This window comes from Bacillus sp. BHET2 (assembly GCF_005938125.1).
Lineage (GTDB): Bacteria > Bacillota > Bacilli > Bacillales > Bacillaceae_B > Rossellomorea.
In genome coordinates, this window is record NZ_VCQN01000002.1 from 175,106 (window position 1) to 198,319 (window position 23,214).

Below are 23,214 nucleotides of genomic sequence, written 5' to 3' on the forward strand. Positions count from 1 at the left end.
CCCCTTATTAGGCTACTCTATTGATGTTCCTAAATGAGCTCTTGGATAAAACTGAATTCTCCAAGCGATGAGCCATCATTCCTGCACAGACGGCTAAGATGATATCCTTCGGTAATGGGACCATCATCCATGCCCATACCAACTTATATGTAAACCCTTCTGGAGCTGCTGCCCAGAGCTTGTAAGCTGCATACATCCAGTTCGTACCGAACACATAATTGACCGCCATACCGACTATAGCTGCGAAAATATAGACCTTCATTCCTTTATGCTTTTCAATCAATTTTCCCGTTATGTACGCCGTGAAAATAAATGAAACAATAAATCCGAAAGTCGGGCTCACAATGGAAGATAACCCTCCTCCAAATCGGGCAAATACCGGAACCCCCACTAATCCGACCAGTGCGTACACCGTCATGGAGATGGCCCCTACTCTCCTTCCTAGTAAGGCTCCTGCTAATATCGCAATGAATGTTTGCAATGTGATAGGCACTCCACCTATGACCATAAAGGGCACAAATGTTGTGATATTTGCCCCGATTGCCATCAATGCCACAAACATTCCTGCTAATGTAAGATCGATTGTCCTTAATTTTCCATTCATCGACTTACCTCCTTTTCCCATTTCTACTACACCATAAGGATACCGCTTGCCATAATTATATGTCAACTTATATTCAGTGAAGGTTAACACAAATTCCGTAAGTGTGACCCTATCTCTTTAAACAAAAAAAAGGTTAGCGAATGAATGGTTTTTAGTAACCGTTCATTCGCTAACCTTATGCTTTCATGAAATCAAAAGGGCTTATGCCTTCCATTCCTATCATTGGATCTTCATTCAGCAGGAATTCCTCTATGGGGACATCCTCACCAGATGAATCTCTTTCTACGGTCCTATCACCATAGAGTAAATTTCTCAGTTTTTCACTCAGGCTCGTCTTGCGAAGAAAGTCATCTTCCCTCTCAACACCAAGTCTGAACGCATCCAGCTCACCACAAAGAATGAGGAACTGCTTGCTCCTCGTGATGGCGGTGTATAGTAGATTTCTTCTCAGCATACGATAATAGCTCTTTACAACCGGTAAAATCACGATTGGAAACTCACTACCTTGTGACTTATGGATTGAACAACAATACGCGTGAGTAATTTGCATGAGGTCCTGTCGGGTATATGTGACCTCGTTCCCTTCGTATGACACGATAATCATGTCTTGCTTCTCGGTGTTTTCCTTTGCATAAAAGATTGAAACGATTTCACCTATGTCCCCATTGAAGACATTGTTTTCCGGTTGATTGACCAATTGAAGCACTTTATCCCCAATCCGGTATTTCACATCTCCAAATGCGATCTCTTTTCGAGTGCCGTCATTGCTATTAAAGATTTCCTGGACAAGTTCATTCAATCGATCAATACCGGCCGGACCTCGATACATGGGAGCAAGTACCTGGATATCCTTTGGGGAATATCCTTTTTTCTTGGCGTTCTCGACAATTTTTTGAACGACTTCCGATATCTGATTGGTTCTGCAAGGAAAGAAGGATCGATCTTTCTGCTGCTTCGTTAAATCTGCAGGAACCTGACCCTTTTTCATTGAGTGAGCGAGCTCAATGATGGAAGATCCTTCTTCCTGTCTATAAATGTCTGTTAACCTGACTGTCGGTACAACTTCCGACTTCAATAGGTCCTTTAGTACCTGCCCAGGGCCGACAGATGGCAATTGATCTTCATCCCCGACAAATATAACCTGGATATCCTCAGGCAAAGCTTTCAACAATTGGTGGGCGAGCCAGGTATCGACCATGGATACTTCATCCACAATCAAAAGCTTTCCTTCAATTGCACGTTCCTCATCACTCTGGAACCCTTCTTGACCATTCCATCCTAATAGTCGATGAATCGTCATTGCAGGCAGTCCCGTTGATTCAGTCATCCGTTTAGCCGCTCGACCTGTAGGGGCTGTTAACAATACAGGGAATGGTTCATCCTTGTAATCCTTTGGATCCAATGAGCAACCATGTAAATCAGCAAACAGCTCTACGATTCCCTGAATGACCGTTGTTTTCCCTGTACCCGGTCCTCCGGTTAGAAGAAGCATGGGAGACATCAATGCGGTTTCGATAGCTTCCTTTTGGGAAGGTGCATATTGAACCCCCAACCGGTCCTCGAGCGCTCCCAGTGACAGAAGGAATTCCGATTGTGGAAATTGATCTTTATACTGGGTTTGAGATAAAATCATTTCGATATTTGTCACGATGCCTTTTTCAGAGAAATAGAGAGAGGGAACATAAACCTTTGTCCCTTCCCCAACGACTTTACTTTCTTCCTCTAAGGAAACCAATTGACTCGATATTTCGGTGTAATCGATTTTCTCAGGCTGGCTTTTTTCCAGAAGCTCCTTTACCGAGATTATGAGCTCTTCCGCTTCAAGATATACATGACCCTGCTTGACGCAAACTTGTTCAAGGGTATAGAGACAGCCTGCTTTAATCCTGTCAGGGTGACTGCCTGTCAGCCCTATCTTAGAGCCTAATTCATCAGCACGGGTAAAACCGATCCCTTCAATATCTTCTACGAGCTTATAGGGATTATTTTGAATAATTTCAAGTGCCTGCTCTTTATAGGCCTGGTAAACCTTCATGGAAATTTGAGGTCCAAACCCTAAATCATTCAGCATGATCATAACCCGCTCCAAGCCTTGATGCTCGGCTAGCGTATCATATATACTTTTCGCCTTTTCTTGTGGAAGTTTCGGAATTTCATCTAAGAGACTAGGATTTTCGAGTATTTTACTAATAGCATTTTCCCCGATATGTTCCACAATCTTCTCAGCTGTTTTCTTTCCTATTCCTTTAAATAAATCACTTGATAAATAATGGACGACACCTTGAGTCGTCTGGGGAATTTCTTTCTTGAAATGTTTCGCATGAAACTGCATGCCAAACTTCGGATGCTCCTGGAACCTTCCGTAAAATATATAGGTCTCATCTTCATGAATTTTAGGGAAATTCCCGGTTACGACAGCTTCTTTGTCTTCATATGAATCATTCGTTTCGTCCACCCGAATCCGCACCACCGAATACAGATTTTCCTCGTTATGAAAAATGGTGACAAGATGCCTTCCTTTAAGATAGATTTCTTCATCCCCAAACAGCTTTAAAGAATCCTGCTGGCTCAAGTCAGTGAACCCCCTAACTATTCACTTTGTTCATTTTTAAGCTTTTCGATCATCTTGATGCCATACCCTGCTAGCATATGGTCAGGTTGAACGTCGATCGCTTTGTTGAAATACATTAGTGCCGTATCTGCATCATCCTTATGACCAGCGTACGCTACACCTAAATTGTAATAAGCATCAGCGTGTTCCGGGTCCACTTCCACTACTTGAGATAATTGGGCAATCGCTTCTTCGTATGCTTCAACTTTTGCTAAGCATAGCCCTAATTGAAAGCGTGCCTCAACATCTTCTGCATTCAGTTCAACACTCCGTTGTAAATACGGTAGAGCGAGTCGTGGTTGCTCTAATTGGAACAGACTAACTCCAAGCATGAAATAGACGTCGGCATTCTCCATCCCTTTTGAAACGGCTTTTTCAAACTGATCTTTCGCCTCGTCAAAATTGTTATCGTTAAAGTATAAGTTACCAAGGGAGTAGAAGGCTGCTGCAGCATTCTCGTCGACTGAGATCGCCCTTTCAAAGAACCTTTTCGCTTTTTCATTGTCCCCTACCGACATAAGAACGTTACCGAAATTAATATACCCTACAGGATCCTTTGGACTTTCTTCAATGGCTTCTGTAAAGAGTTTTACCGCTTCTTCTACTTTTCCTTCTTGTAAAAACTCAATTCCTTTTAAATTCTTATCCATTTTAAACACCTCTATATTGTCATAATTTATGTATGTAAGTTGAGTAATTGTCGTCCCACTTATCGTTACTAGTATACCATAAGGGACACTCAACTATAGTATCGATCCTGATGAAAAAAAGGACTGAGAGATAAGAGATGACACACCTCTTTTTCTCAGTCCTTCTTGATTTTGTTTTAGCCGACGTATGTCAGTTTTTTCTCATCTTTAAAAATGGTATCGATCGTACCTCCACCGAGACATTCATCACCGTTGTAGAAAACGACCGCCTGTCCTGGTGTGACCGCTCGAATGGGTTCATCAAAGATTACTTTCACTTTCCCATCTTCAAGTGGCACCACCGTAACCTTATTATCATCTTGGCGATAGCGGAATTTTGCCGTACATGCAAATTCAGATGAATTGCCCAAATTCGACGTCCAGTGAACATCTGTTGCGAGAATGGAATCTGAATAGAGGGCTGGGTGCTCAAAGCTTTGCCCAACGTAAAGCACGTTTCTTTCCAGATCTTTACCGATCGCGAACCAAGGATCCCCTGCTCCACCAATACCGAGTCCATGACGTTGACCAATTGTATAGTACATTAGTCCGTCATGTTTCCCCATCACTTTTCCGTCTAATGTTTCCATTTTTCCAGGTTGTGCAGGAAGGTAGTTGCTTAAGAAATCTTTGAAGTTTCGTTCACCAATGAAGCAAATCCCAGTACTGTCTTTCTTGGTCGCCGTAGCAAGATCCGCTTCCTTCGCAATTTCCCTTACTTCTTTCTTGTCGATGCCGCCTAGTGGGAACATCACTTTTTCAAGCTGCTCCTGCCCTAACTGATTAAGGAAATAGGTTTGATCCTTATTGTTGTCGACACCGCGGAGCATTTTGTACTCCCCATCACGGTACTCGACTTGGGCATAGTGACCGGTTGCAAGGTAATCTGCCCCAAGCTTGAGTGCATGCTCTAAAAAGGCTTTGAACTTAATTTCCTTGTTACACATGACATCCGGGTTCGGCGTTCTTCCAGCTTTATATTCGTCCAGGAAATACGTAAATACTTTATCCCAGTATTGTTTCTCAAAATTCACAGCGTAGTAAGGAATCCCAATTTGGTTGCATACTCGAATCACATCGTTGTAATCTTCCGTTGCTGTACATACTCCGTTTTCATCGGTATCATCCCAATTTTTCATGAATATCCCGATGACTTCATAGCCTTGCTGCTTTAATAGTAATGCTGCTACCGAGGAATCCACTCCACCGGACATCCCAACGACCACTCTCGTATCCTTTGGTTCTTTTTTCACTTACGCCACCTCCTTATTCCTTCATTCGCCACTTTCAGACGAATGTCTTAAGTTGTTAATCGTTTAACAATTTTTGCGACTTCACGGGCAGTCCAGACGATTTGCTCCTCCGTATTGCCCTGACCGAAGCTGAACCGAATGGAATTCCGAACATTCTCGGACTGACTGCCATACATGGCGACCAGTACGTGTGAAGGCTCTATAGATCCAGCTGTACAAGCAGATCCACTTGATACAGCAATACTAGACATATCTAAATTCACCAGCATAGACTCAACATCCGTGCGCGGAAAGCTTAAGTTTAGCACATGGGGCAGACCGTACTCAAGGGATCCGTTCTCTTCAAATTCTATGTCCTCTGCGGTTAAGATTTCTTTCATAGTATCCTTAAACCTGGAGTACTGAGAATTCTTCTCTTCAATCGTATTCTGAGCCAATTTCACCGCTTTACCAAGCCCTGCGATTGCAGGGACATTCTCTGTTCCTGCCCGGCGCTTTCTCTCTTGCTCTCCACCGTATAAACCAGGCTGAATGTCGACATCTTTTTTTGAATAAAGAAAGCCGATCCCTTTAGGTCCATTGATCTTATGACCTGATACCGAAAGCAGATCGACTCCGAGCTCTTGCACATTTATATGAGTCAACCCGAATGCTTGTACCGCATCGGTGTGAAAATAGGCTTGATGATCCTTGAGAAGCTCCCCGATTTCTTTAATCGGTTGAATTGTGCCCACTTCATTATTTCCAAACATAACTGTCACGAGAATGGTATCATCTCGAAGCTCCGCCTTTAACTCCTCTACAGAAAGCCTTCCTGTGCGATCAACTGGAATGTAGGTCACTTCAAAACCAGAGGATTCAAGAAATTTACAGGCATGCAAAACGGCATGATGCTCTGTTTGGGTTGTAATGATGTGCTTTCCTTTTCCTTGATTCGCTCGTGCTGATCCAATGATAGCGAGATTGTCCGCTTCAGTTCCACCGCTTGTAAAAATGATTTCATTATAATCTGCATGAATGCTTTGGGCAATGATGGTCCGTGCACGGTCCACTAAATGACGGGATGCGCGGCCAAATGCATGAATGCTCGATGGATTACCAAAGGTCTCCTTCATCACGGATGTCATTTCTTCAATCACATCCGGATGCATAGGTGACGTTGCAGCATGATCCAGATACACTCTTTCCATTTATCGTAACCTCCTAGATATAGAACATATACGCATCGGATTCACCGTCATCAGAATGACTGGCTAAATCTTCGATCGTCGTATTATCAAGTACTTCTTTCACCGCATCCCTAATTCGGATCCACAGTTCGCGCTTTGCCGGTTCTTCATTTTCAATTCCCTCAACTGGACTAATCGGTCCTTCAAGAATGCGAATAATATCCCCAGCGGTGATTTCAGACGGCTCATGTCCTAGTACATAGCCCCCATAAGCACCTCTTATACTTCTAACGAGACCTCCATTACGGAGTGGCGCAACTAACTGCTCCAGATAATGTTCGGAGAGCCCATGTTGTTGAGCAATCGTTTTAAGGGAAGTTGGTCCATCACCGTGGCGTTTTGCCAATTCAATCATAATTGTTAAACCATATCGGCCTTTAGTAGATATTTTCATGTCCAGCACCTCTAATATATTTAATAACGTTCCGTTCAGAACGAAGCGTATATTTCTTCTGTATTGACTTTGTTATTATAGCATATCCGCCATCTCACTGTGAAAGGGGCGGCTTCTTTCTATCCGTTACTGTTTCTCAACAACCACAACATTTCCTTAAAAGTATAGCCTGTGATAAAGTGAAACTAACTAGAACGCCAGTTTGGAGAGATGTTTCATGTCCATAAAACCACTTGCCTTTAAGATGAGACCACGGACCATTGATGAAATCATCGGGCAGCAGCATTTAGTTGGAGAAGGAAAAATTATAGACAGGATGGTAAAGGCGAAACAGCTTTCGTCCATGATCCTTTATGGCCCACCTGGCATTGGGAAAACGTCCATCGCAAGTGCCATTGCCGGAAGTACTAAATACCGATTTAAAACCTTAAATGCCGTAACAAATAATAAAAAAGATATACAAATTGTTGCAGAGGAAGCGAAAATGTCCGGGAAGGTGATCCTTCTCTTGGATGAGGTTCACCGCCTGGATAAAGGAAAGCAGGATTTCCTACTACCTTATCTAGAGAACGGGATGATCACATTAATAGGTGCTACAACGAGCAATCCTTATCATGCGATCAATCCGGCGATTAGAAGCAGATGCCAGATTTTCGAATTAAAGCCCCTTACCATTGAGGAAATGAAAATCGCCCTGACCCGCGCCATCCAAGATGAAGAACGGGGATTGGGCGAATATTCGCTCCGTGTAACGGACGAAGCGATTGAACATTTTGCCAGTAGCAGCTTTGGGGATGTTAGAAGTTCGCTAAATGCATTGGAGTTGGCCGTATTGTCCAGTTCACCGGATGAGAGCGGTGTGATTCATATCGATGTGAACATTGCAGAAGAGTGCCTTCAAAAGAAGAGCTTTTCCCACGATAAAGATGGAGACGCCCATTACGATGTGGTGAGCGCGTTTCAGAAATCGATTAGGGGCAGTGATGTAAACGCTGCTTTGCACTACCTTGGAAGGCTCGTTGAAGCGGGAGACCTTCCAAGTATCGCCCGAAGACTGCTGGTGATTGCCTATGAAGATATCGGACTCGCCAACCCCCAGGCTGGACCAAGGACACTTGCGGCAGTCGAAACAGCTGAGAAAATCGGATTCCCAGAAGCAAGGATTCCCCTTGCGAACGCGATAATCGAGCTTTGTCTTTCACCTAAATCAAACTCAGCAATCACAGCTATTGATCTTGCCCTTGGCGATATTCGAAAAGGAAAAAGCGGTGAAGTTCCGGATCACTTGAAGGATGCTCACTATCAGGGTGCCAAAGAATTGGGAAGAGGAATCGAATATAAGTACCCTCACAGCTATGAATCCGGCTGGGTACCTCAAACCTATCTCCCTGATAAGTTGAAAAATGCACACTACTACACCCCTAAATCTACAGGGAAATTCGAACAGGCAATTGCCCAGGTGTATGAAAAGATTAAGAAGCAGATGAAGTAAGAAAGGCTGCAGATAATGAGCCTAAAAAAAGCCTCCTGGACAGGGATTTCTTCCTCTCCGGTAGGCTTTTTTTGTTCATGATCAATTTATAAGCGTGCATTTTTAAAGATCAGATGTCATATAGATCGAAGGTTATTGGGCCACTTTGAACGTATATTGGGCCAGAACCAAAATTTATCGGACCAAAATGTGAACAACGTATTTTTTCATCAAGTCGATACCATATCTCCATCCCTAAACATACATTAGTAAAAAGCCCTGGAGGTGTATGGATTTGATTGTGATGGAAAATGAATTATCCCCTAGTGCTTTACCGGATCTGACACCTGTCCAAGAAACCATATTTAATACATTAAAAGAAAGCCCGACTGACTATCGTTATCGCAACCTAGGTGAGCTCAAATATGAGTTAAAAATAAGAGAAAGAATCATTGCGAATGCGAAACAGTTAAATGAAAGTGATGCGAAATTTTCTGCATTCGAGCATTCGAACTTCAACTCCGCTTTTTGGTTAAAAACTCCTTACGGCTACACACTGAAAGAATCGAAGCTTCCATCAGACGCCATTGAAGATATTTTCACAAACAGCTCCGCCTACAGCTTCGAATGCGTCACAAGCATCGTGTTAATCTATTATAAGTCGATCCTTGATACAATCACGACACGAAATTTCAATCAGTTGTTCTCCCCACTAATTGTCTGGGGTCACAATTTCAACGACCACCTGGGAATGGTTACGTATAAAGGACTGGATTACATTCCGGGAGATGTTTACTATTTCTTTAACCCCGACTTCGAAGACCCGATCTGGATGGGTGAAAACTCTGTGTTTATTAAAGAGGATCAGTATTTCGGTCACGGGGTAGGCCTCGTAACCCATGACGAAATGATAGAAGCCCTGAACACACTTCGAAAAAAGGATGCCAAAGAGTCCGCCTATCTTCTTAATCAAGTGACACGATTAAAGTTTTCCGAACTTTACCGATACGCATAAAAAGTGACGGACCCTGATGAGCCCGTCACTTTTTGTTTCAGCTATTCATCTCTAAGCTGCTACATCCCGTTTATTAAAGACGATGAAGGCAAGCAGTTGGAATATGGTGAAATAGATGATCAGCATGGTGATGGAGAAACCCATCGACATACTGTCCACCAAGGGCGATGTAAAGCCAGTATATTGAGTCAGGTCCGTGTTCGCAAATAGACTGTACTTTGCCCAATCAAATTTAAAGGCAAGTAAAGCCGTTACATTACTCCCCACAAATAAGAGGAATAACGAAATCCCAATTGCCAAAGAACTGCTTCTGAATACAGCCGAAATCATGAATGCCATTGTAGCCATCATGACGACATCAATCGATTTTAATAAATAGGTTTTGATCAAGAAACCAACAATGCTCTGCTCAACTACTTTGCCATCCACATACGATAGGTGGGCGGACTGATCTGCCCCACCGAACAAGATAAGTCCCAATAGGTAGGATAGAACAAATAAGACGAAGAGCATACTCATACCAAATAATAATACAGAAATATATTTGGATAAAAGAATCCTGGTCCTAGAAATAGGACGGATGAGAAGCAATTTAATGGTGCCCCAACTAAATTCACTAGCCACTATCCCTGCTGCCACAATGATGGTGAAAAGTGCTACAACGATAACCAAGTACGCATTGGTTTCAACATATGACCAAGTCGTTTCTTTCACTTTAGGTTGAATATCGTTTTCAATGCGATATTCGCTTATTGCTATTCTTCTTTCAAAGTCTTTCTTACTGAATTTATCCATCTTTGGATTTTGAGAAAGAGCCTGCTGGTTCCCTTCGATCTCGGTTGCCAATTCCTGCTTCCAGTTTTCCGTTTCCTTTGCTTTCGAGTCATCGTACTTTGTGAAAGCAGCTGTAACACCAATAATGAGAATAAGCAGTCCGAGCATTACATATGTACCGACCCGCTTGAAGATTTTGGTCCATTCATTTCTAACAAGACTAAGCATGCACGACCTCTCCTTTATCGTTTGTAATTTCTAAGAATCTGTCTTCCAATGTTTTCGCAACAGGCATAACGCTGTATATTTGCACATCCGCTTCAACAAGTGACCGAATGACATTTGGTACTTGTTCTTTTGTTAAAGCTGCTTGCACTTCAGATCCCTTTGCTTCGAATTTGATTCCAGGATCGATTGTATTTAACACCGTTTTGAATGTGTCTACATCATTTACCTCAAGGTGGTATACCTGTTCAGAGCCTTCTACGAAGTCCTGCATTTGTTGGACATCAATCAACTTACCGGATTGAATGATCCCGATTCGATCACACATCATTTCCATTTCGGATAATAAGTGACTCGAGACGATGACAGCCATCCCTTCTTCCTGGGCAAGCTTTCTGATATATGCACGAATTTCGCGAATCCCCGCAGGATCTAGTCCATTTGTAGGTTCATCGAGAATGAGCAACTTTGGTTTATGGAGCAGACACTGTGCGAGCCCCAAACGCTGTCTCATTCCAAGGGAATAGGTTTTGACTTTATCATTGATTCGGTCTTTTAAACCGACCAGCTCGATAACTTCAGTCATTCTTTCTTCGGTGATCCCTTTTTGCATACGTGCGAAGTGTTTCAAGTTCTGATACCCTGACATAAACTTATAAAGCTCAGGATTTTCCACAATGGCACCAACATCCTTAATCGCACCTTCGAAATCTTTCTTGATGCTTTTGCCTGAAATCAGAACATCTCCTTTTGAAATATTCATCAAGCCTACGATCATCCGTATCGTCGTCGTTTTCCCAGCTCCATTCGGTCCAAGGAAACCAAACACTTCTCCTTCGTACACATCAAACGTTAAATTATCGATTATGGTCTTACCTTTGATGACTTTCGAAACACTTTGTAATTGCGCGATTGCCTTCATCATTTCATCTTCCTTTCTGGTTTTGTTGTCTCTTTGAGCCATTGAAGAACAGACAATCCTTCTGTCTCTCTCAGCTCTTCTACGTGACAATGCCCTTTCACTTCACCATCATGGATGATATACGCTTCATCCAATATCGCTTCAATTTCATCGATTTCATGGGTTGCGATGATCACTGTCTGATTTCCGAAATCAATATACGATAAGAGGCCCTTTACGATTGAATCCCGCACCATGGGGTCCAGTCCTGAAAACGGCTCATCCAGGAGCAGAACTTCTGTTTTTCTCGATAGGGCAAGAACAAGCTTTAACCGGCCACGGTTCCCTTTCGATAAATGCTTTATTTTCTTCCCGCTATCAAGCTCCATGAAATCCACCAGCTCAAGAGATCTTTCTACATCAAAATCGGAGAACTGAGAGGCGTAAAAACGAATCATTCCATCCACGGTAAATGCTTCGTAAAACATATCCAATTCGGTCAAGTAAGAAACGGCACTTGCAAATTTGCGGGTAACCGGTTTATCGTTCATAGTCACCGACCCTTTATTGGGGAGAACGAGTCCTGCAATCATCTTTAATGTGGTGGATTTCCCGCTGCCATTTGGACCAAGAAGTCCATAAATCTTCCCCTTCTCGAATTGAAAGGATGTGTTCTTTAAAGCGATTTCATTCCCATATTTTTTGGTTACACCAACAAATTTCACAACCACCTCTATTCCCCCTCTCTTCCATGAAGATATTTCTCGACGCCAAGGATCATTTGTTGTTTCGTTAATCCCAGCTCTCTCATGTTCTTGATAAATGACTTGATGACTTCCTCCTGCACCTTTTCATTAATTTGAGAAAGAACGTCTTCCCTATTCGTCACAAATGTCCCTTGTCCTCTCCTCGTCTCCACAATGTCCATCCTCTCTAATTCACTGTACGTACGTTGAATGGTATTCGGGTTCACTCCGGCTTGGACGGCCATTTCACGTACAGAAGGCAATTTGTCCCCGGGAGATAATTCATTTCTTACGACTTCTCGGATGATTCGATCTGCTATCTGCACGTATATCGGCTTGGATGCTGTATATTCTTCTGACATGACCTACACCTCAACCTTGCGATCTAATAGCCAGCAGGAAATGATAAGTACGGTGATCATAACCATTCCTTCAAATATAAAGGGCATGAGTGGTAAAGGGACCATCTCAGGATTAAAGCCTGCATTCGCCTCATGCGCACCCACTGAGAAGAAGAAGCCTGTACTGACCTTTACGGTAAACGTATCAAAGAAAATCGTTTTCACCCATCCTATGCTCATAATAAAAGCGACCACACTTTGATAGATAATAATGAAGCCTGCAATGAAGAGCCAGCGAATATTCTTAATCGACGGATATTTTGAAAGTGAGTGGTAGAACGTCCATAGAAAGATTGCCCATCCGGATAAATATACCCCTACGATGGTCACCGCTAGATTAAAGAGAATGCCTTCTTTGATTGGCCAATAGGGAAAAAGAGAGTCCCCTTGAAACATCACCATGGTCAATATCCCTAAACCATCCACTAATAGAAGGGAGAGGCAAGAGTATAGAAACGCTATGAGGAGTTTCGGTAATATGAGCATAAATCCGCTATGGGGACTATGAAGCCATAATTGCGTTTTCCCTTCCAAGCGAAGCATGGAACAGACGATTCCCGGGAGAAATGCAAAGTGAAACACACCGATCATAATGAGGAAAATCTGAGAAACGGTTGGTTCCTTGGCGTAATTCCCAATCATCAACCCGATGATAAAGATCAGTAGAATAATAGCTACCCATCCATAAAACCAAATACTGGAAGTCTTGAAATCCTTCCAAAGAAGACCTTTAAAAGCACCCATGTGTGCACTCCTTTGAAACGTGTTTTAGTGTTCTAGTTAGATAGTACACTGTGATATATAGTGTCGTCAATCCTTTTTTTTACCTAATTAATGGAATTATTTTTCAAGTGGAGTACGTATAGCCATGAGGAAGACGAGTGTGAGGAATGGATAAACAATAATTTCTCCCCGAGCAGAATAATTGTAAATAGAAAGGGACTGAATCTCATCACGAGATCAGTCCCTAATAGAAAATTAACCTTTACTTATCTTTAACCCTCTTAATTTCAATATCCTTTAGTAATTGGTTTATCGTATGACTGGCAGCAATCAGACCGGCAACCGACGGAACGAATGCATTAGAAGAAGGAGGAAGTTGTGCTTTACGAATCGTGGCATCATCTTTCCCTACTTCTTTTCGAATTTCTTCACGGATGACAATTGGACTTTCATCGGAGAAGACAACCGTTACGCCTTTTTTGATGCCTTCTTTTTTCAAGCGTGTACGTATCACTTTCGCAATTGGATCCGTATGTGTTTTACTAATATCCGCAATTTTGAAGCGTGTCGGGTCGTTCTTGTTCGCCGCTCCCATACTTGAGATTAGCGGAATATCCCGTGTTAGACATTCTTTCATTAAATGAATTTTATAGGAAATTGTATCAGAAGCATCAATAACATAATCCAGCCCATGATTGAAAAATTCTTCGTATGTTTCTTCCGTGTAGAACATCTTTAAAGCAATAACTTCACAATCTGGATTGATATCCATAATGCGGTCTCTCATCAGATCAACCTTTGGCTGTCCTACTGTAGAGAGCAATGCATGAACTTGACGATTTACGTTTGTAATATCCACATCATCTTTATCCACTAGTACAAGACGGCCTACACCTGACCTGGCTAATGCTTCAGCTGCAAAGGATCCCACTCCCCCGATTCCTAATACTGCAACCGTACTATTTGTAAGGGTTTTTAGTCCTTCTTTACCAATCGCTAGCTCATTTCGTGAAAACTGGTGTAGCAAAATAATCAACTCCATTATAAGTATTCAACTAGGTTTATACTGAATTAGAATAAAGGAAACAGGTCTGAAAATCAATATGAAATGTTGGCCACCTCTTTTGGTTTACCCTATTTAGGGGGGGCTTAGTCTCAGTGTCGAAGGTGAAAGGAGTCCTTGAGGAACGAATGTCGCGCATTGTCGAATGGCAGGTATTTTGACATTTTGGCAGATAAAACAAATATACGGCACATAAATCCCGAAAACGGCAGATAACCCCACTCCAACGATAAAAAAAGCCAGGCTATCATCAGCCTGACTCTTCATTCTATAAGATCTTTGTTATTATTCATGATTGGACGAGTCCCAATCGTGCCGTCGCCATCATTTCCTTCGTTTTGAACCCGCTCTCGGCAGGTGGGTGCTCTATTCCACTATTTGTTAGTCCTCGGCATGAGGCATGAACGCCTAGTAGAAACGTCAAGCTCCCGAAGTTTGAAGTGTTCGGTCAAAACTGTTAGGTAAAAACGTCGCACACATCAGGACTCGTTATTGATTGTTTAAATAATACCATATCATGATACTCTTTTCAACGAATGAACCACGGTATTTTTTTACATTATTCTACATTCAACGACAATGACAGTTCTTTTAACTGAGCATCACTTACTTCACCAGGAGCATTCGTCAATACGCAGCTTGCACTTGCCGTTTTCGGGAAGGCAATCGTATCACGGAGATTCGTGCGCCCTGCAAGGAGCATGACTAAACGGTCAAGTCCTAGTGCGATTCCACCATGTGGAGGCGTTCCATATTCGAAGGCTTCCAGTAGGAAACCAAATTGCTCTTCTGCTTCTTCCTTGGAGAATCCAAGTACTTTAAACATTTTTTCCTGAATGTCACGCTCGTAAATACGCAGTGATCCCCCACCCAGCTCGTATCCGTTGAGTACAAGGTCATAAGCTTCTGCACGAACTGAAGCAGGATCTGATTCGAAAAGATCCAGGTCTTCTTTGACCGGCATCGTGAACGGATGGTGAGCAGCATAATAACGATTCTCGCCTTCATCAAACTCAAGGAGTGGCCAGTCCGTCACCCATAGGAAGTTGAATATTGTTTCATCAATCAGTTTCAACTCTTTTCCTAATTTCATGCGAAGTGAACCAAGTGCATCTGCCACTACGGATTTTTTATCAGCAACAAATAGTAATAAATCTCCTGCTTCTGCATTCGCTGCAGTAGAAATTTGGTCTCCATCTTCTTCTGTCACAAATTTGGAGATTGGGCCTTTTAAGCCTTCTTCTTCAACCTTCAACCACGCTAACCCTTTTGCACCATAACGGGAAACGAATTCTGTTAGCCCATCGATGTCTTTTCGGGAGTACTGGGATGCCCCACCTTTTACATTGATCAATTTCACCTGACCGCCGTTTGCAACCGCACCTGCGAATACTTTAAATCCGGAGTCCTTCACAATTTCAGATACGTCGATTAGTTCCATTTCGAAGCGTGTATCAGGTTTGTCTGAACCGTAACGGCTCATGGCATCATCATATGTCATCCTTGGGATAGGTAATTGAACGCTCACGTCTTTTACATCGGTCATCAGCTTCTTCATCATATCTTCAACAAGTGAGATGATTTGTTCTTTATCCATGAAACTCATTTCCATATCGATCTGTGTAAATTCAGGTTGACGGTCTGCACGAAGATCTTCATCACGGAAACAGCGAGCGATTTGATAATAGCGGTCAAATCCAGACACCATCAGCAATTGCTTAAAGATCTGCGGCGATTGTGGCAGTGCATAGAATTCACCTTTATGCACACGACTAGGAACCAAATAATCACGGGCCCCTTCAGGAGTGCTCTTGGTCAAAATCGGTGTTTCAACATCCAGGAATCCGTTATCGTTTAAGAAACTACGGAAAGAAGTCGTTACATTATGACGCATTTTTAACGTTTCCATCATTGCAGGACGACGAAGGTCGATATAACGATATTTCAAGCGGACATCCTCAGACACCTCCATCTGATCATCAACCATGAATGGAGGGGTCTTCGCTTCATTGATGATTTGAACCTCCTCTACATGGATTTCCACTTTGCCCGTTTTCAGGTTAGGATTAACCGTCCCATCTCCTCTTGCTACGACTGTACCTGTGACACTTAATACGTACTCATTACGTATTTTCTCAGCAAGGGCAAGGGCGTCTTCTGATAAATCGGGATTAAAGACGACTTGGACGATTCCCTCTCTATCACGAAGATCGATGAAGATCAATCCACCTAAGTCTCTTCTTTTTTGCACCCAGCCTTTAATCGTAATTTTTTCACCGATGTACGATTCTGTTATCTCTCCGCAATACGCCGTTCTTTTTGTCATCATATTCTCCTCCTATTCTGATCCACGCACTCTATTTCCCAAGCTTTGTTTTGACATTCGCTACAAATTGATCAAGGCTTACTTCTTCCTGCTCACCTGTGGACATATCCTTGAGGTTGATTTTATTTTCCTTTATTTCATTGTCGCCAATAACGGCTACATATTTGGCTTCATAACGGTCTGCCGCTTTAAATTGCCCTTTCACCTTTCGATCGAGGTAATCCTTCTCAGAAGAAATCCCAGCAGCTCTCAGATTATGAAGAAGCTGTACTGAATAATCCTTTGCTTCCTCCCCTAGGGAAACGATAAAGCACTCTACCCCTTGCTTGATAGGGAGCTCAACCTTTTCTGCTTCTAATGCCGAAAGCAGTCTTTCGATACTAAAGGCAAATCCGATTCCAGATGTTTCAGGACCACCGATCATTTCGACCAATCCGTTGTAGCGTCCTCCACCGCAAAGAGTCGTGATCGCTCCAAAGCCTTCTGCATCACTCATGATTTCAAAGGCAGTGTGATTGTAGTAATCTAATCCCCTTACAAGGGTCGGATCGACTACGAATTCTACATCCATTCCCGTTAAGTGTACCTGTACTTTTTCAAAATAAGCTTTCGATTCGTCATTTAAATAGTCCAGGATCGATGGTGCCGTAGCCATCAGTTCATGATCCCGGTCCTTTTTACAATCCAATATTCGTAATGGATTCTTCTCTAAGCGATTTTGACAATCCCCGCAGAATTCATCAATCCTTGGTTTGAAATGATTGATCAGCGCTTCTCTGTGAGCATTTCTGCTTCCTGCATCTCCAAGGCTATTAATCACCAGTTTTAATTGGGTAAGGCCTAATTTCTTGTAAATCCCCATCGCGAGTGATATCACTTCTGCATCGATGGCAGGATCTTCACTTCCCAGAGCCTCAACCCCGAACTGAACAAATTGACGGTAACGACCGGCTTGAGGTCTCTCATATCTGAACATAGGCCCAGAGTAGAAGAGCTTTGTCGGTTGATTGGGGTCACCGAACATTTTATTTCCTACAAAGGACCTGACAACCGAAGCGGTCCCTTCAGGTCTTAGCGCCAGGCTTCTGCCTCCCTGATCTTCAAACATATACATTTCTTTTTGAACGATATCCGTCGTATCACCTACGCCTCGAGTGAATAATTCACTCGCTTCAAAAATTGGCGTGCGGATCTCTTTATACTGATAGTTGTGACAAAGAGTTTTAGCCACATCCTCTACGAACTGCCATTTTTCTACTTCACCCGGTAGAATATCCTGTGTACCTCTTGGAATCTGAATGGACAAGTTGAATTCCTCCTTCTAAAATGAATAAAATTATGTAAATAAAAAAAGCCCTCAGTCCCTTGTATATCATACAAGGGACGAGAGCTGTTATTCCCGTGGTGCCACCCTAATTGAAGTCTATCAAGACCTCCACTTAGCCAGTTAACGCCTGGTACGTTCATCTCCTACTAAAGAATCTCTTTCAGAGAGAAACCTCCTGAGTGTTCATTCACTAAATCACATTGTAGAAATGCTCTCAGCCAAGGCATTTCCTCTCTTTACACGTGGGGATTAGCTACTATGCTCGATCAACGGTTTTTGTAAATGTTATTTTATTTCTATAATGATACGGATGCCGTAAGTCCATGTCAAGAGATTAAAGAAAATTTCGTTACGATCTCTCCATTTTCTTTTTTAACAACTTTACTTCTCGTAACGATAGGCCAAATTCAGAAGCAAGCTCCACATTCAACGCATCCTTCTCCCGTGCTAAAAACTGATGAAAGTCCACTCCAAACAACTGATTATCACCATTTGCGTTCATAAATCCTTTTTCACTTGACCTCAAGTTAAATCATCCTTTCAAAAAACATTCCTACACTTATCATTTCCAAATACCTATTTTATTTTCGTTTTAGAGGAATTTTATTTTTTTTATCGTATTAAAACATTGGAGGAACTTTTGGATCTCCACTTTTCTTCTTAGAATTTCACGGGAGTGTTCAACATTTGAGGAGAAAGATCCGATATTATTATGGGTGTTTGAGGATTTAATTTGGAGGTGAAGGCGATTAAGAAAGTAATGGCATCATTATTGTTTGTACTCATGATTTTCCCGTTCCAACCTAACTACTCCGCACATGCTGAAACCGGGAAGGTCACGATCAGTGTATCGACTCTGAATGTGCGAACTGGACCAGGATTAAGTTACCCTGTCCTTACGAAAGTACATAGAGGAGAAGAGTACAAGATAGTAGACACACAAAAGGATTGGTACAAAGTTGAAACGAGTAGCGGTGAAGGTTGGGTAGCCGATTGGCTCGTTTCGGCAGAATCCGTTTCTACACCTGATCCCAGCAGGGCTAAAGGAACGGTCAATACAGACGGTCTGAGGGTAAGAAAAGGACCCAGTACCTCTGATGGGGTAGTCACAGTTTTAAATCATGGCCAAGCCGTAACAGTGACTGAAGAGGAAGGAGACTGGTTGAGAATTGAATCTGGGAGCATCAGTGGATGGGTCCATCGGGAATACATAGCGGGGGCGAACACCCTCTCATCCTCTTCGAAAAAGAATGAGAATAGACAGGGTATCATCACCGACAACTCGCTGAATGTCCGAACCTCTCCCTCTCTTCAAAGTTCTGTTCTTGGAGTATTGAACAAGGGAGATCAAGTAGAGGTTTCCGGTAGCGTTTCCGGGTGGTATGAAATCGGATTCGGTAACGACAAAGCTTGGATCAGTGAAAGGTATGTAGAATTCTCTTCCGGAGCAAGCGAGGGCGAGTCCCCATCTACTGAAGAGGAAGTCTCTACCTCCACAGATTTAGTCGGCATCATTACGGTTCACGGCTTAAACGTCCGGGATGAAACATCTCTAAACGGACGGATCGTCGGGAATGTCTCCAAGGGTGAAACATACACATTGTTGAAAGAAGATAACAACTGGTATCAAATTAAACTCTCAAATGGGAAAAAAGGATGGATAGCGGGATGGTATGTTCAAAAAACGGTGACCGCTTCCGCACATAAGAGTAACACATCCGCTGAAAACGAAAATCTCACAATTCTATACAACGGTACAAATATTCGAAGTGAAGCAAATACCCAGTCAAGCGTCATCGAACGGGCTTCAAGCGGAGATTCGTTCCCGGTCAAGAATAAGGATGGAGATTGGTATGAAATTGAATTAGCAGACGGACGAGCAGGTTTTGTGGCGGGATGGGTCGTATCGATCCGCTCAGCTGCAGGTGAAAATACGACACCTCGCCGGGAAAGAAACGGTGGACTGCAAGACAAAGTAATCGTGATCGATCCAGGTCACGGGGGAAGAGACAGTGGAACCACAGGAGCCAGTGGTACATTGGAAAAACTTCTGACCATGAAAACAGGAGAACTTCTCGCTGAAAAATTGAAGAGTGCCGGAGCAAAAGTTATTTTAACAAGAAAGACCGATGACTATTTATCTTTACCATCAAGGGTATCATTATCTCATTATTATCAGGCCGACGCCTTTATCAGCATCCATTTTGACAGCATACTGGATTCTTCCATCGCTGGGCATACCACTTATTACTATCAGAACCAACAGAAAGAGCTGGCTGATGATATCCATGGCAGCCTGTCAGATCGATTACCAACTGCTGACCGCGGTGTCCGAATCGGGGATTATCATGTCATCAGGGAAAACAACCAACCTGCTGTCCTCTTGGAATTAGGCTTTCTAAGCAATCCCACAGAAGAAGCCAATGTGAACACACGGTACTTCCAAGACCTGGCGGCAACCGCCATCTACCATGGACTAGGTAATTATTTTTCTAACTAATTTACAAAACAAAATCCACTATTTATATTAAACAAAAAGGCTGATCCTAAATCAAATTAGGATCAGCCTTTTTACTATTATTTACTCTCGAGAATGAGAGTAACAGGCCCATCATTGGTTAATTGCACGTCCATCATGGCACCAAAGACACCCGTTTCTACCTTCACACTTTTTTCTTTCAATATGGAATTAAAGTAGTCATAAATCGACTCGGCTTGATGAGGCTTGGCAGCTTTCATGAAGTTGGGTCTTCTCCCCTTACGGCAATCTCCATAAAGAGTGAATTGAGAAATAGATAGAATTTCCCCCTCTACATCGAGCAAGGAATGATTCATCTTCCCATTCTCATCTTCAAAAATGCGGAGATTCACGACCTTCTCTGCAATATAACGGGCATCTTCTTCCGTATCTTCATGTGTGATTCCCACAAGCAATACAGCACCAGATGTAATTTCTCCCTTTACTATTCCATCTACCGTGACAGAGGCTTCTTTACTTCTTTGCAGTACAACTCTCATAAAGAAATCTCCTTTAGTTCATGATTCTTCTTACAGCGTATATATCTGAAATCTGTTTGATTCTCTCCACCACTTTGTGCAAATGGGATATGTTTTGAATCGATATGGACATATTGATCGTGGCTACTTTATTTCGATCGGACTTTCCACTAACCGCCGATATATTCGTCTTCGTTTCATTTACGGCTTGAAGCACTTCATTTAGAAGGCCTCTGCGGTCGTAACCTGAAATTTCAATATCCACATTGTACTCTTTGCGGTCATTCCGATCACTTTCCCACGATACAGGAATAAGACGCTGCTCAACTTCATCAGCCATCACATTGGTACAATCGGCACGGTGAACAGAAACGCCCCGACCTTTTGTTATAAAGCCGACAATCTCATCTCCTGGCACTGGACTGCAGCAACGGGATAAACGTATAAGAAGATTATCTATACCCTCTACTTGGACACCTGCATCTTTTTTACGCTTGACCGGTTGGGCATTCAGCTCTTTCATCGTTTCTTCCAGACTATCTTCTTGTTCCCGTTTACGTCGATCTCTTTCTGTTAAGCGGTTGGCAATTTGAGCTGCTGTGATTCCGTTATAACCGACGGCTGCATACATATCATCTTCGTTAGAGAAATTAAATTTCTCTGAGACACGCTTTATATTTTCAGGGTTCAGAATTTCTTTCACATCGAAATCTTGATTCTTGATTTCCTTCTCTACCAAATCCCGGCCTTTTTCAATATTTTCTTCTCTGCGTTGCTTTTTGAAGAATTGCTTGATTTTATTTTTCGCCTGGGAGGTTTGGGCAAGCTTCAGCCAATCCTGACTCGGTCCATACGAATGTTTGCTTGTGAGAATTTCAATGATGTCTCCAGTTTTCAACTTATAATCAAGGGTGACCATTTTCCCGTTGACCTTGGCTCCGATCGTCTTATTCCCGATTTCTGAGTGAATTCGATAGGAGAAGTCGATTGGAACGGATCCAGAAGGTAATTCCAATACGTCCCCTTTAGGGGTGAACACAAAGACCATATCAGAAAAGAGGTCGATTTTAAGAGACTCCATGAATTCTTCTGCATTGGCAGATTCATTCTGAAACTCTAATATCTCCCTGAACCAGGAAAGTTTCTTCTCGAAGGAAACCGTCTCATTGGCTTCTTTCCCTTCTTTATATGCCCAGTGTGCGGCTACCCCGTATTCAGCGATTTCGTGCATTTCAAGTGTCCTGATTTGCACTTCAAGAGGATCCCCTTTTGGACCGATGACTGTCGTATGAAGGGACTGATACATATTCGGCTTCGGCATGGCAATATAATCCTTGAATCTGCCTGGCATCGGTTTCCAACATGTATGGACGATTCCTAATACGGCATAGCAGTCCTTGATGCTGTCTACTACAACCCTTACGGCCAAAAGATCGTAAATTTCATTAAACTGCTTGTTTTGAAGAGCCATTTTGCGATAAATGCTGTAAATATGCTTAGGTCGTCCAGAAATTTCGGCCACGATCTTCACGTCACCTAATTTATCCTTCACCTCGTTTACAACTTCATCTAAATACTCTTCACGCTCCGCACGTTTCTTCTTCATCAGGTTGACAATACGATAATACTGTTGAGGATTTAAATACCGTAACGAAGTATCCTCTAATTCCCACTTAATCTTCGAGATTCCCAGGCGGTGGGCCAAAGGGGCAAAGATTTCAAGTGTTTCATTTGCTATTCTTCGTTGCTTTTCCTGTGGCAGATGTTTCAAGGTTCTCATATTATGAAGTCGATCCGCTAATTTTATCAAAATGACACGGATATCCTGAGCCATTGCCACAAACATTTTTCGGTGATTTTCAGCCTGCTGTTCTTCATGGGACTTGTATTTAATTTTCCCAAGCTTTGTGACCCCATCAACAAGCATAGCCACTTCGGCATTAAACGCTTCTGAAATTTCACCAAGCGAAATACCCGTATCTTCCACTACATCATGAAGAAACCCTGCAGCCACGGTTGCCGGATCCATCTCTAAATCCGCAAGTATTCCCGCTACCTGAATAGGGTGGATGATGTAGGGTTCACCAGATTTACGGTACTGTTCGCTATGGGCATCTCGTGCGTACTCATATGCTTTCTGAACCATTTCTACATGCTCTTCATTTAAGTATGCTCTTGTCTTATCAATAACCTGTTCGGGGGTTAGTACTTGATCTTTAGCCATGATCAAAATCACCTTTGTATTTTAATATATTTCACTAGTGTACGATTTTAATGATTGTTACTATTATCAAAAAAAAATGTAGTTCTGTAAAGTGTTTCGAATGAAATTCTAGAGAATTCATCCGTTTTTGTCGAAAATTGACGATTGAAAAACCGCTTCGTTTATACGAAAGTCTCTTCTCTCACAAACAAATGATCAAGAACTTAAATAAAAAATAAGGGCTGACACTAAAAACCAGATG

General features: G+C 42.5%; 20 protein-coding genes, 1 other RNA gene and 1 other annotated feature. Of the genes, 3 read left to right on the top strand and 18 right to left on the bottom strand.

The features are described 5' to 3' along the window. Window positions 1-7: 7 nt before the first annotated feature. The 6 genes from FGG79_RS10555 to cymR all read right to left on the bottom strand — a co-directional run bounded on the left by FGG79_RS10555 (window position 8) and on the right by cymR (window position 6,780). Window positions 8-604, bottom strand: coding sequence for a biotin transporter BioY (locus FGG79_RS10555; RefSeq protein ID WP_138778066.1), 597 nt, complete (start codon window positions 602-604; stop codon window positions 8-10). Between the two features lie 175 nt (window positions 605-779). Beyond that, window positions 780-3,176 (bottom strand): SF1B family DNA helicase RecD2, encoded by a 2,397-nt coding sequence (gene recD2 / locus FGG79_RS10560; RefSeq protein ID WP_138778068.1) that lies wholly within the window; start codon window positions 3,174-3,176, stop codon window positions 780-782. 17 nt (window positions 3,177-3,193) lie between these two features. Beyond that, entirely contained in the window at window positions 3,194-3,865 is a 672-nt protein-coding gene (locus FGG79_RS10565; protein WP_138778070.1) for a tetratricopeptide repeat protein, read from the bottom strand. A 176-nt stretch (window positions 3,866-4,041) separates the two neighbouring features. Then, the gene (gene mnmA, locus FGG79_RS10570; RefSeq protein WP_138778072.1) at window positions 4,042-5,157 is read right to left on the bottom strand and encodes a tRNA 2-thiouridine(34) synthase MnmA; all 1,116 of its coding nucleotides are present in this window, start codon (window positions 5,155-5,157) and stop codon (window positions 4,042-4,044) included. A 47-nt stretch (window positions 5,158-5,204) separates the two neighbouring features. Then, window positions 5,205-6,347: a cysteine desulfurase family protein gene (locus FGG79_RS10575; protein ID WP_138778074.1), complete on the bottom strand. Its 1,143-nt coding sequence runs from the start codon at window positions 6,345-6,347 to the stop codon at window positions 5,205-5,207. Between the two features lie 13 nt (window positions 6,348-6,360). Further along, complete coding sequence (gene cymR / locus FGG79_RS10580; RefSeq protein ID WP_138778076.1) at window positions 6,361-6,780, bottom strand: cysteine metabolism transcriptional regulator CymR; 420 nt, start codon at window positions 6,778-6,780, stop codon at window positions 6,361-6,363. Between the two features lie 223 nt (window positions 6,781-7,003). Here cymR and FGG79_RS10585 point away from each other — a divergent pair, with 223 nt between their 5' ends. Then, window positions 7,004-8,272: a replication-associated recombination protein A gene (locus FGG79_RS10585; RefSeq protein WP_171050911.1), complete on the top strand. Its 1,269-nt coding sequence runs from the start codon at window positions 7,004-7,006 to the stop codon at window positions 8,270-8,272. 283 nt (window positions 8,273-8,555) lie between these two features. After that, window positions 8,556-9,266, top strand: a complete 711-nt coding sequence (locus tag FGG79_RS10590) for a protein-glutamine gamma-glutamyltransferase (protein ID WP_240794266.1) — start codon at window positions 8,556-8,558, stop codon at window positions 9,264-9,266. A 51-nt stretch (window positions 9,267-9,317) separates the two neighbouring features. Here FGG79_RS10590 and FGG79_RS10595 read toward each other — a convergent pair whose 3' ends face one another. The 10 genes from FGG79_RS10595 to FGG79_RS10640 all read right to left on the bottom strand — a co-directional run bounded on the left by FGG79_RS10595 (window position 9,318) and on the right by FGG79_RS10640 (window position 18,278). Beyond that, a complete protein-coding gene (locus tag FGG79_RS10595) occupies window positions 9,318-10,268 on the bottom strand; it encodes an ABC transporter permease (RefSeq protein ID WP_138778082.1) in 951 nt (316 codons plus the stop codon). Next, entirely contained in the window at window positions 10,261-11,187 is a 927-nt protein-coding gene (locus FGG79_RS10600; RefSeq protein WP_138778852.1) for an ABC transporter ATP-binding protein, read from the bottom strand. Before FGG79_RS10600 ends, FGG79_RS10595 begins: the two co-directional genes overlap by 8 nt. Further along, window positions 11,187-11,897, bottom strand: coding sequence for an ABC transporter ATP-binding protein (locus tag FGG79_RS10605; RefSeq protein ID WP_481747275.1), 711 nt, complete (start codon window positions 11,895-11,897; stop codon window positions 11,187-11,189). The genes FGG79_RS10600 and FGG79_RS10605 overlap by 1 nt, the downstream gene beginning before the upstream one ends. 2 nt (window positions 11,898-11,899) lie before the next feature. Then, a complete protein-coding gene (locus FGG79_RS10610) occupies window positions 11,900-12,274 on the bottom strand; it encodes a GntR family transcriptional regulator (protein WP_138778086.1) in 375 nt (124 codons plus the stop codon). Window positions 12,275-12,277: 3 nt separating this feature from the next. Continuing rightward, the gene (locus FGG79_RS10615; RefSeq protein ID WP_138778088.1) at window positions 12,278-13,057 is read right to left on the bottom strand and encodes a hypothetical protein; all 780 of its coding nucleotides are present in this window, start codon (window positions 13,055-13,057) and stop codon (window positions 12,278-12,280) included. A 241-nt stretch (window positions 13,058-13,298) separates the two neighbouring features. After that, window positions 13,299-14,063 (bottom strand): tRNA threonylcarbamoyladenosine dehydratase, encoded by a 765-nt coding sequence (locus tag FGG79_RS10620; RefSeq protein ID WP_138778090.1) that lies wholly within the window; start codon window positions 14,061-14,063, stop codon window positions 13,299-13,301. A gap of 335 nt (window positions 14,064-14,398) precedes the next feature. Beyond that, window positions 14,399-14,588, bottom strand: a non-coding RNA gene (gene ssrS, locus FGG79_RS10625) — 6S RNA. Window positions 14,589-14,658: 70 nt separating this feature from the next. Continuing rightward, the gene (gene aspS, locus FGG79_RS10630) at window positions 14,659-16,425 is read right to left on the bottom strand and encodes an aspartate--tRNA ligase (RefSeq protein WP_138778092.1); all 1,767 of its coding nucleotides are present in this window, start codon (window positions 16,423-16,425) and stop codon (window positions 14,659-14,661) included. A gap of 31 nt (window positions 16,426-16,456) precedes the next feature. Beyond that, window positions 16,457-17,731, bottom strand: coding sequence for a histidine--tRNA ligase (gene hisS / locus FGG79_RS10635; protein ID WP_138778094.1), 1,275 nt, complete (start codon window positions 17,729-17,731; stop codon window positions 16,457-16,459). A 70-nt stretch (window positions 17,732-17,801) separates the two neighbouring features. Next, window positions 17,802-18,031, bottom strand: a binding site (T-box leader). A gap of 70 nt (window positions 18,032-18,101) precedes the next feature. Beyond that, entirely contained in the window at window positions 18,102-18,278 is a 177-nt protein-coding gene (locus tag FGG79_RS10640; RefSeq protein WP_138778096.1) for an RNA polymerase subunit sigma-70, read from the bottom strand. A 213-nt stretch (window positions 18,279-18,491) separates the two neighbouring features. Here FGG79_RS10640 and FGG79_RS10645 point away from each other — a divergent pair, with 213 nt between their 5' ends. After that, complete coding sequence (locus FGG79_RS10645; RefSeq protein ID WP_138778098.1) at window positions 18,492-20,252, top strand: N-acetylmuramoyl-L-alanine amidase family protein; 1,761 nt, start codon at window positions 18,492-18,494, stop codon at window positions 20,250-20,252. A 77-nt stretch (window positions 20,253-20,329) separates the two neighbouring features. Here FGG79_RS10645 and dtd read toward each other — a convergent pair whose 3' ends face one another. Both dtd and FGG79_RS10655 read right to left on the bottom strand, forming a co-directional pair. After that, window positions 20,330-20,770, bottom strand: a complete 441-nt coding sequence (gene dtd / locus FGG79_RS10650; RefSeq protein ID WP_138778100.1) for a D-aminoacyl-tRNA deacylase — start codon at window positions 20,768-20,770, stop codon at window positions 20,330-20,332. A gap of 13 nt (window positions 20,771-20,783) precedes the next feature. Next, on the bottom strand, window positions 20,784-22,973 hold the full coding sequence (locus FGG79_RS10655) for a RelA/SpoT family protein (protein ID WP_138778102.1): 2,190 nt from the start codon (window positions 22,971-22,973) through the stop codon (window positions 20,784-20,786). Window positions 22,974-23,214 lie beyond the last annotated feature (241 nt).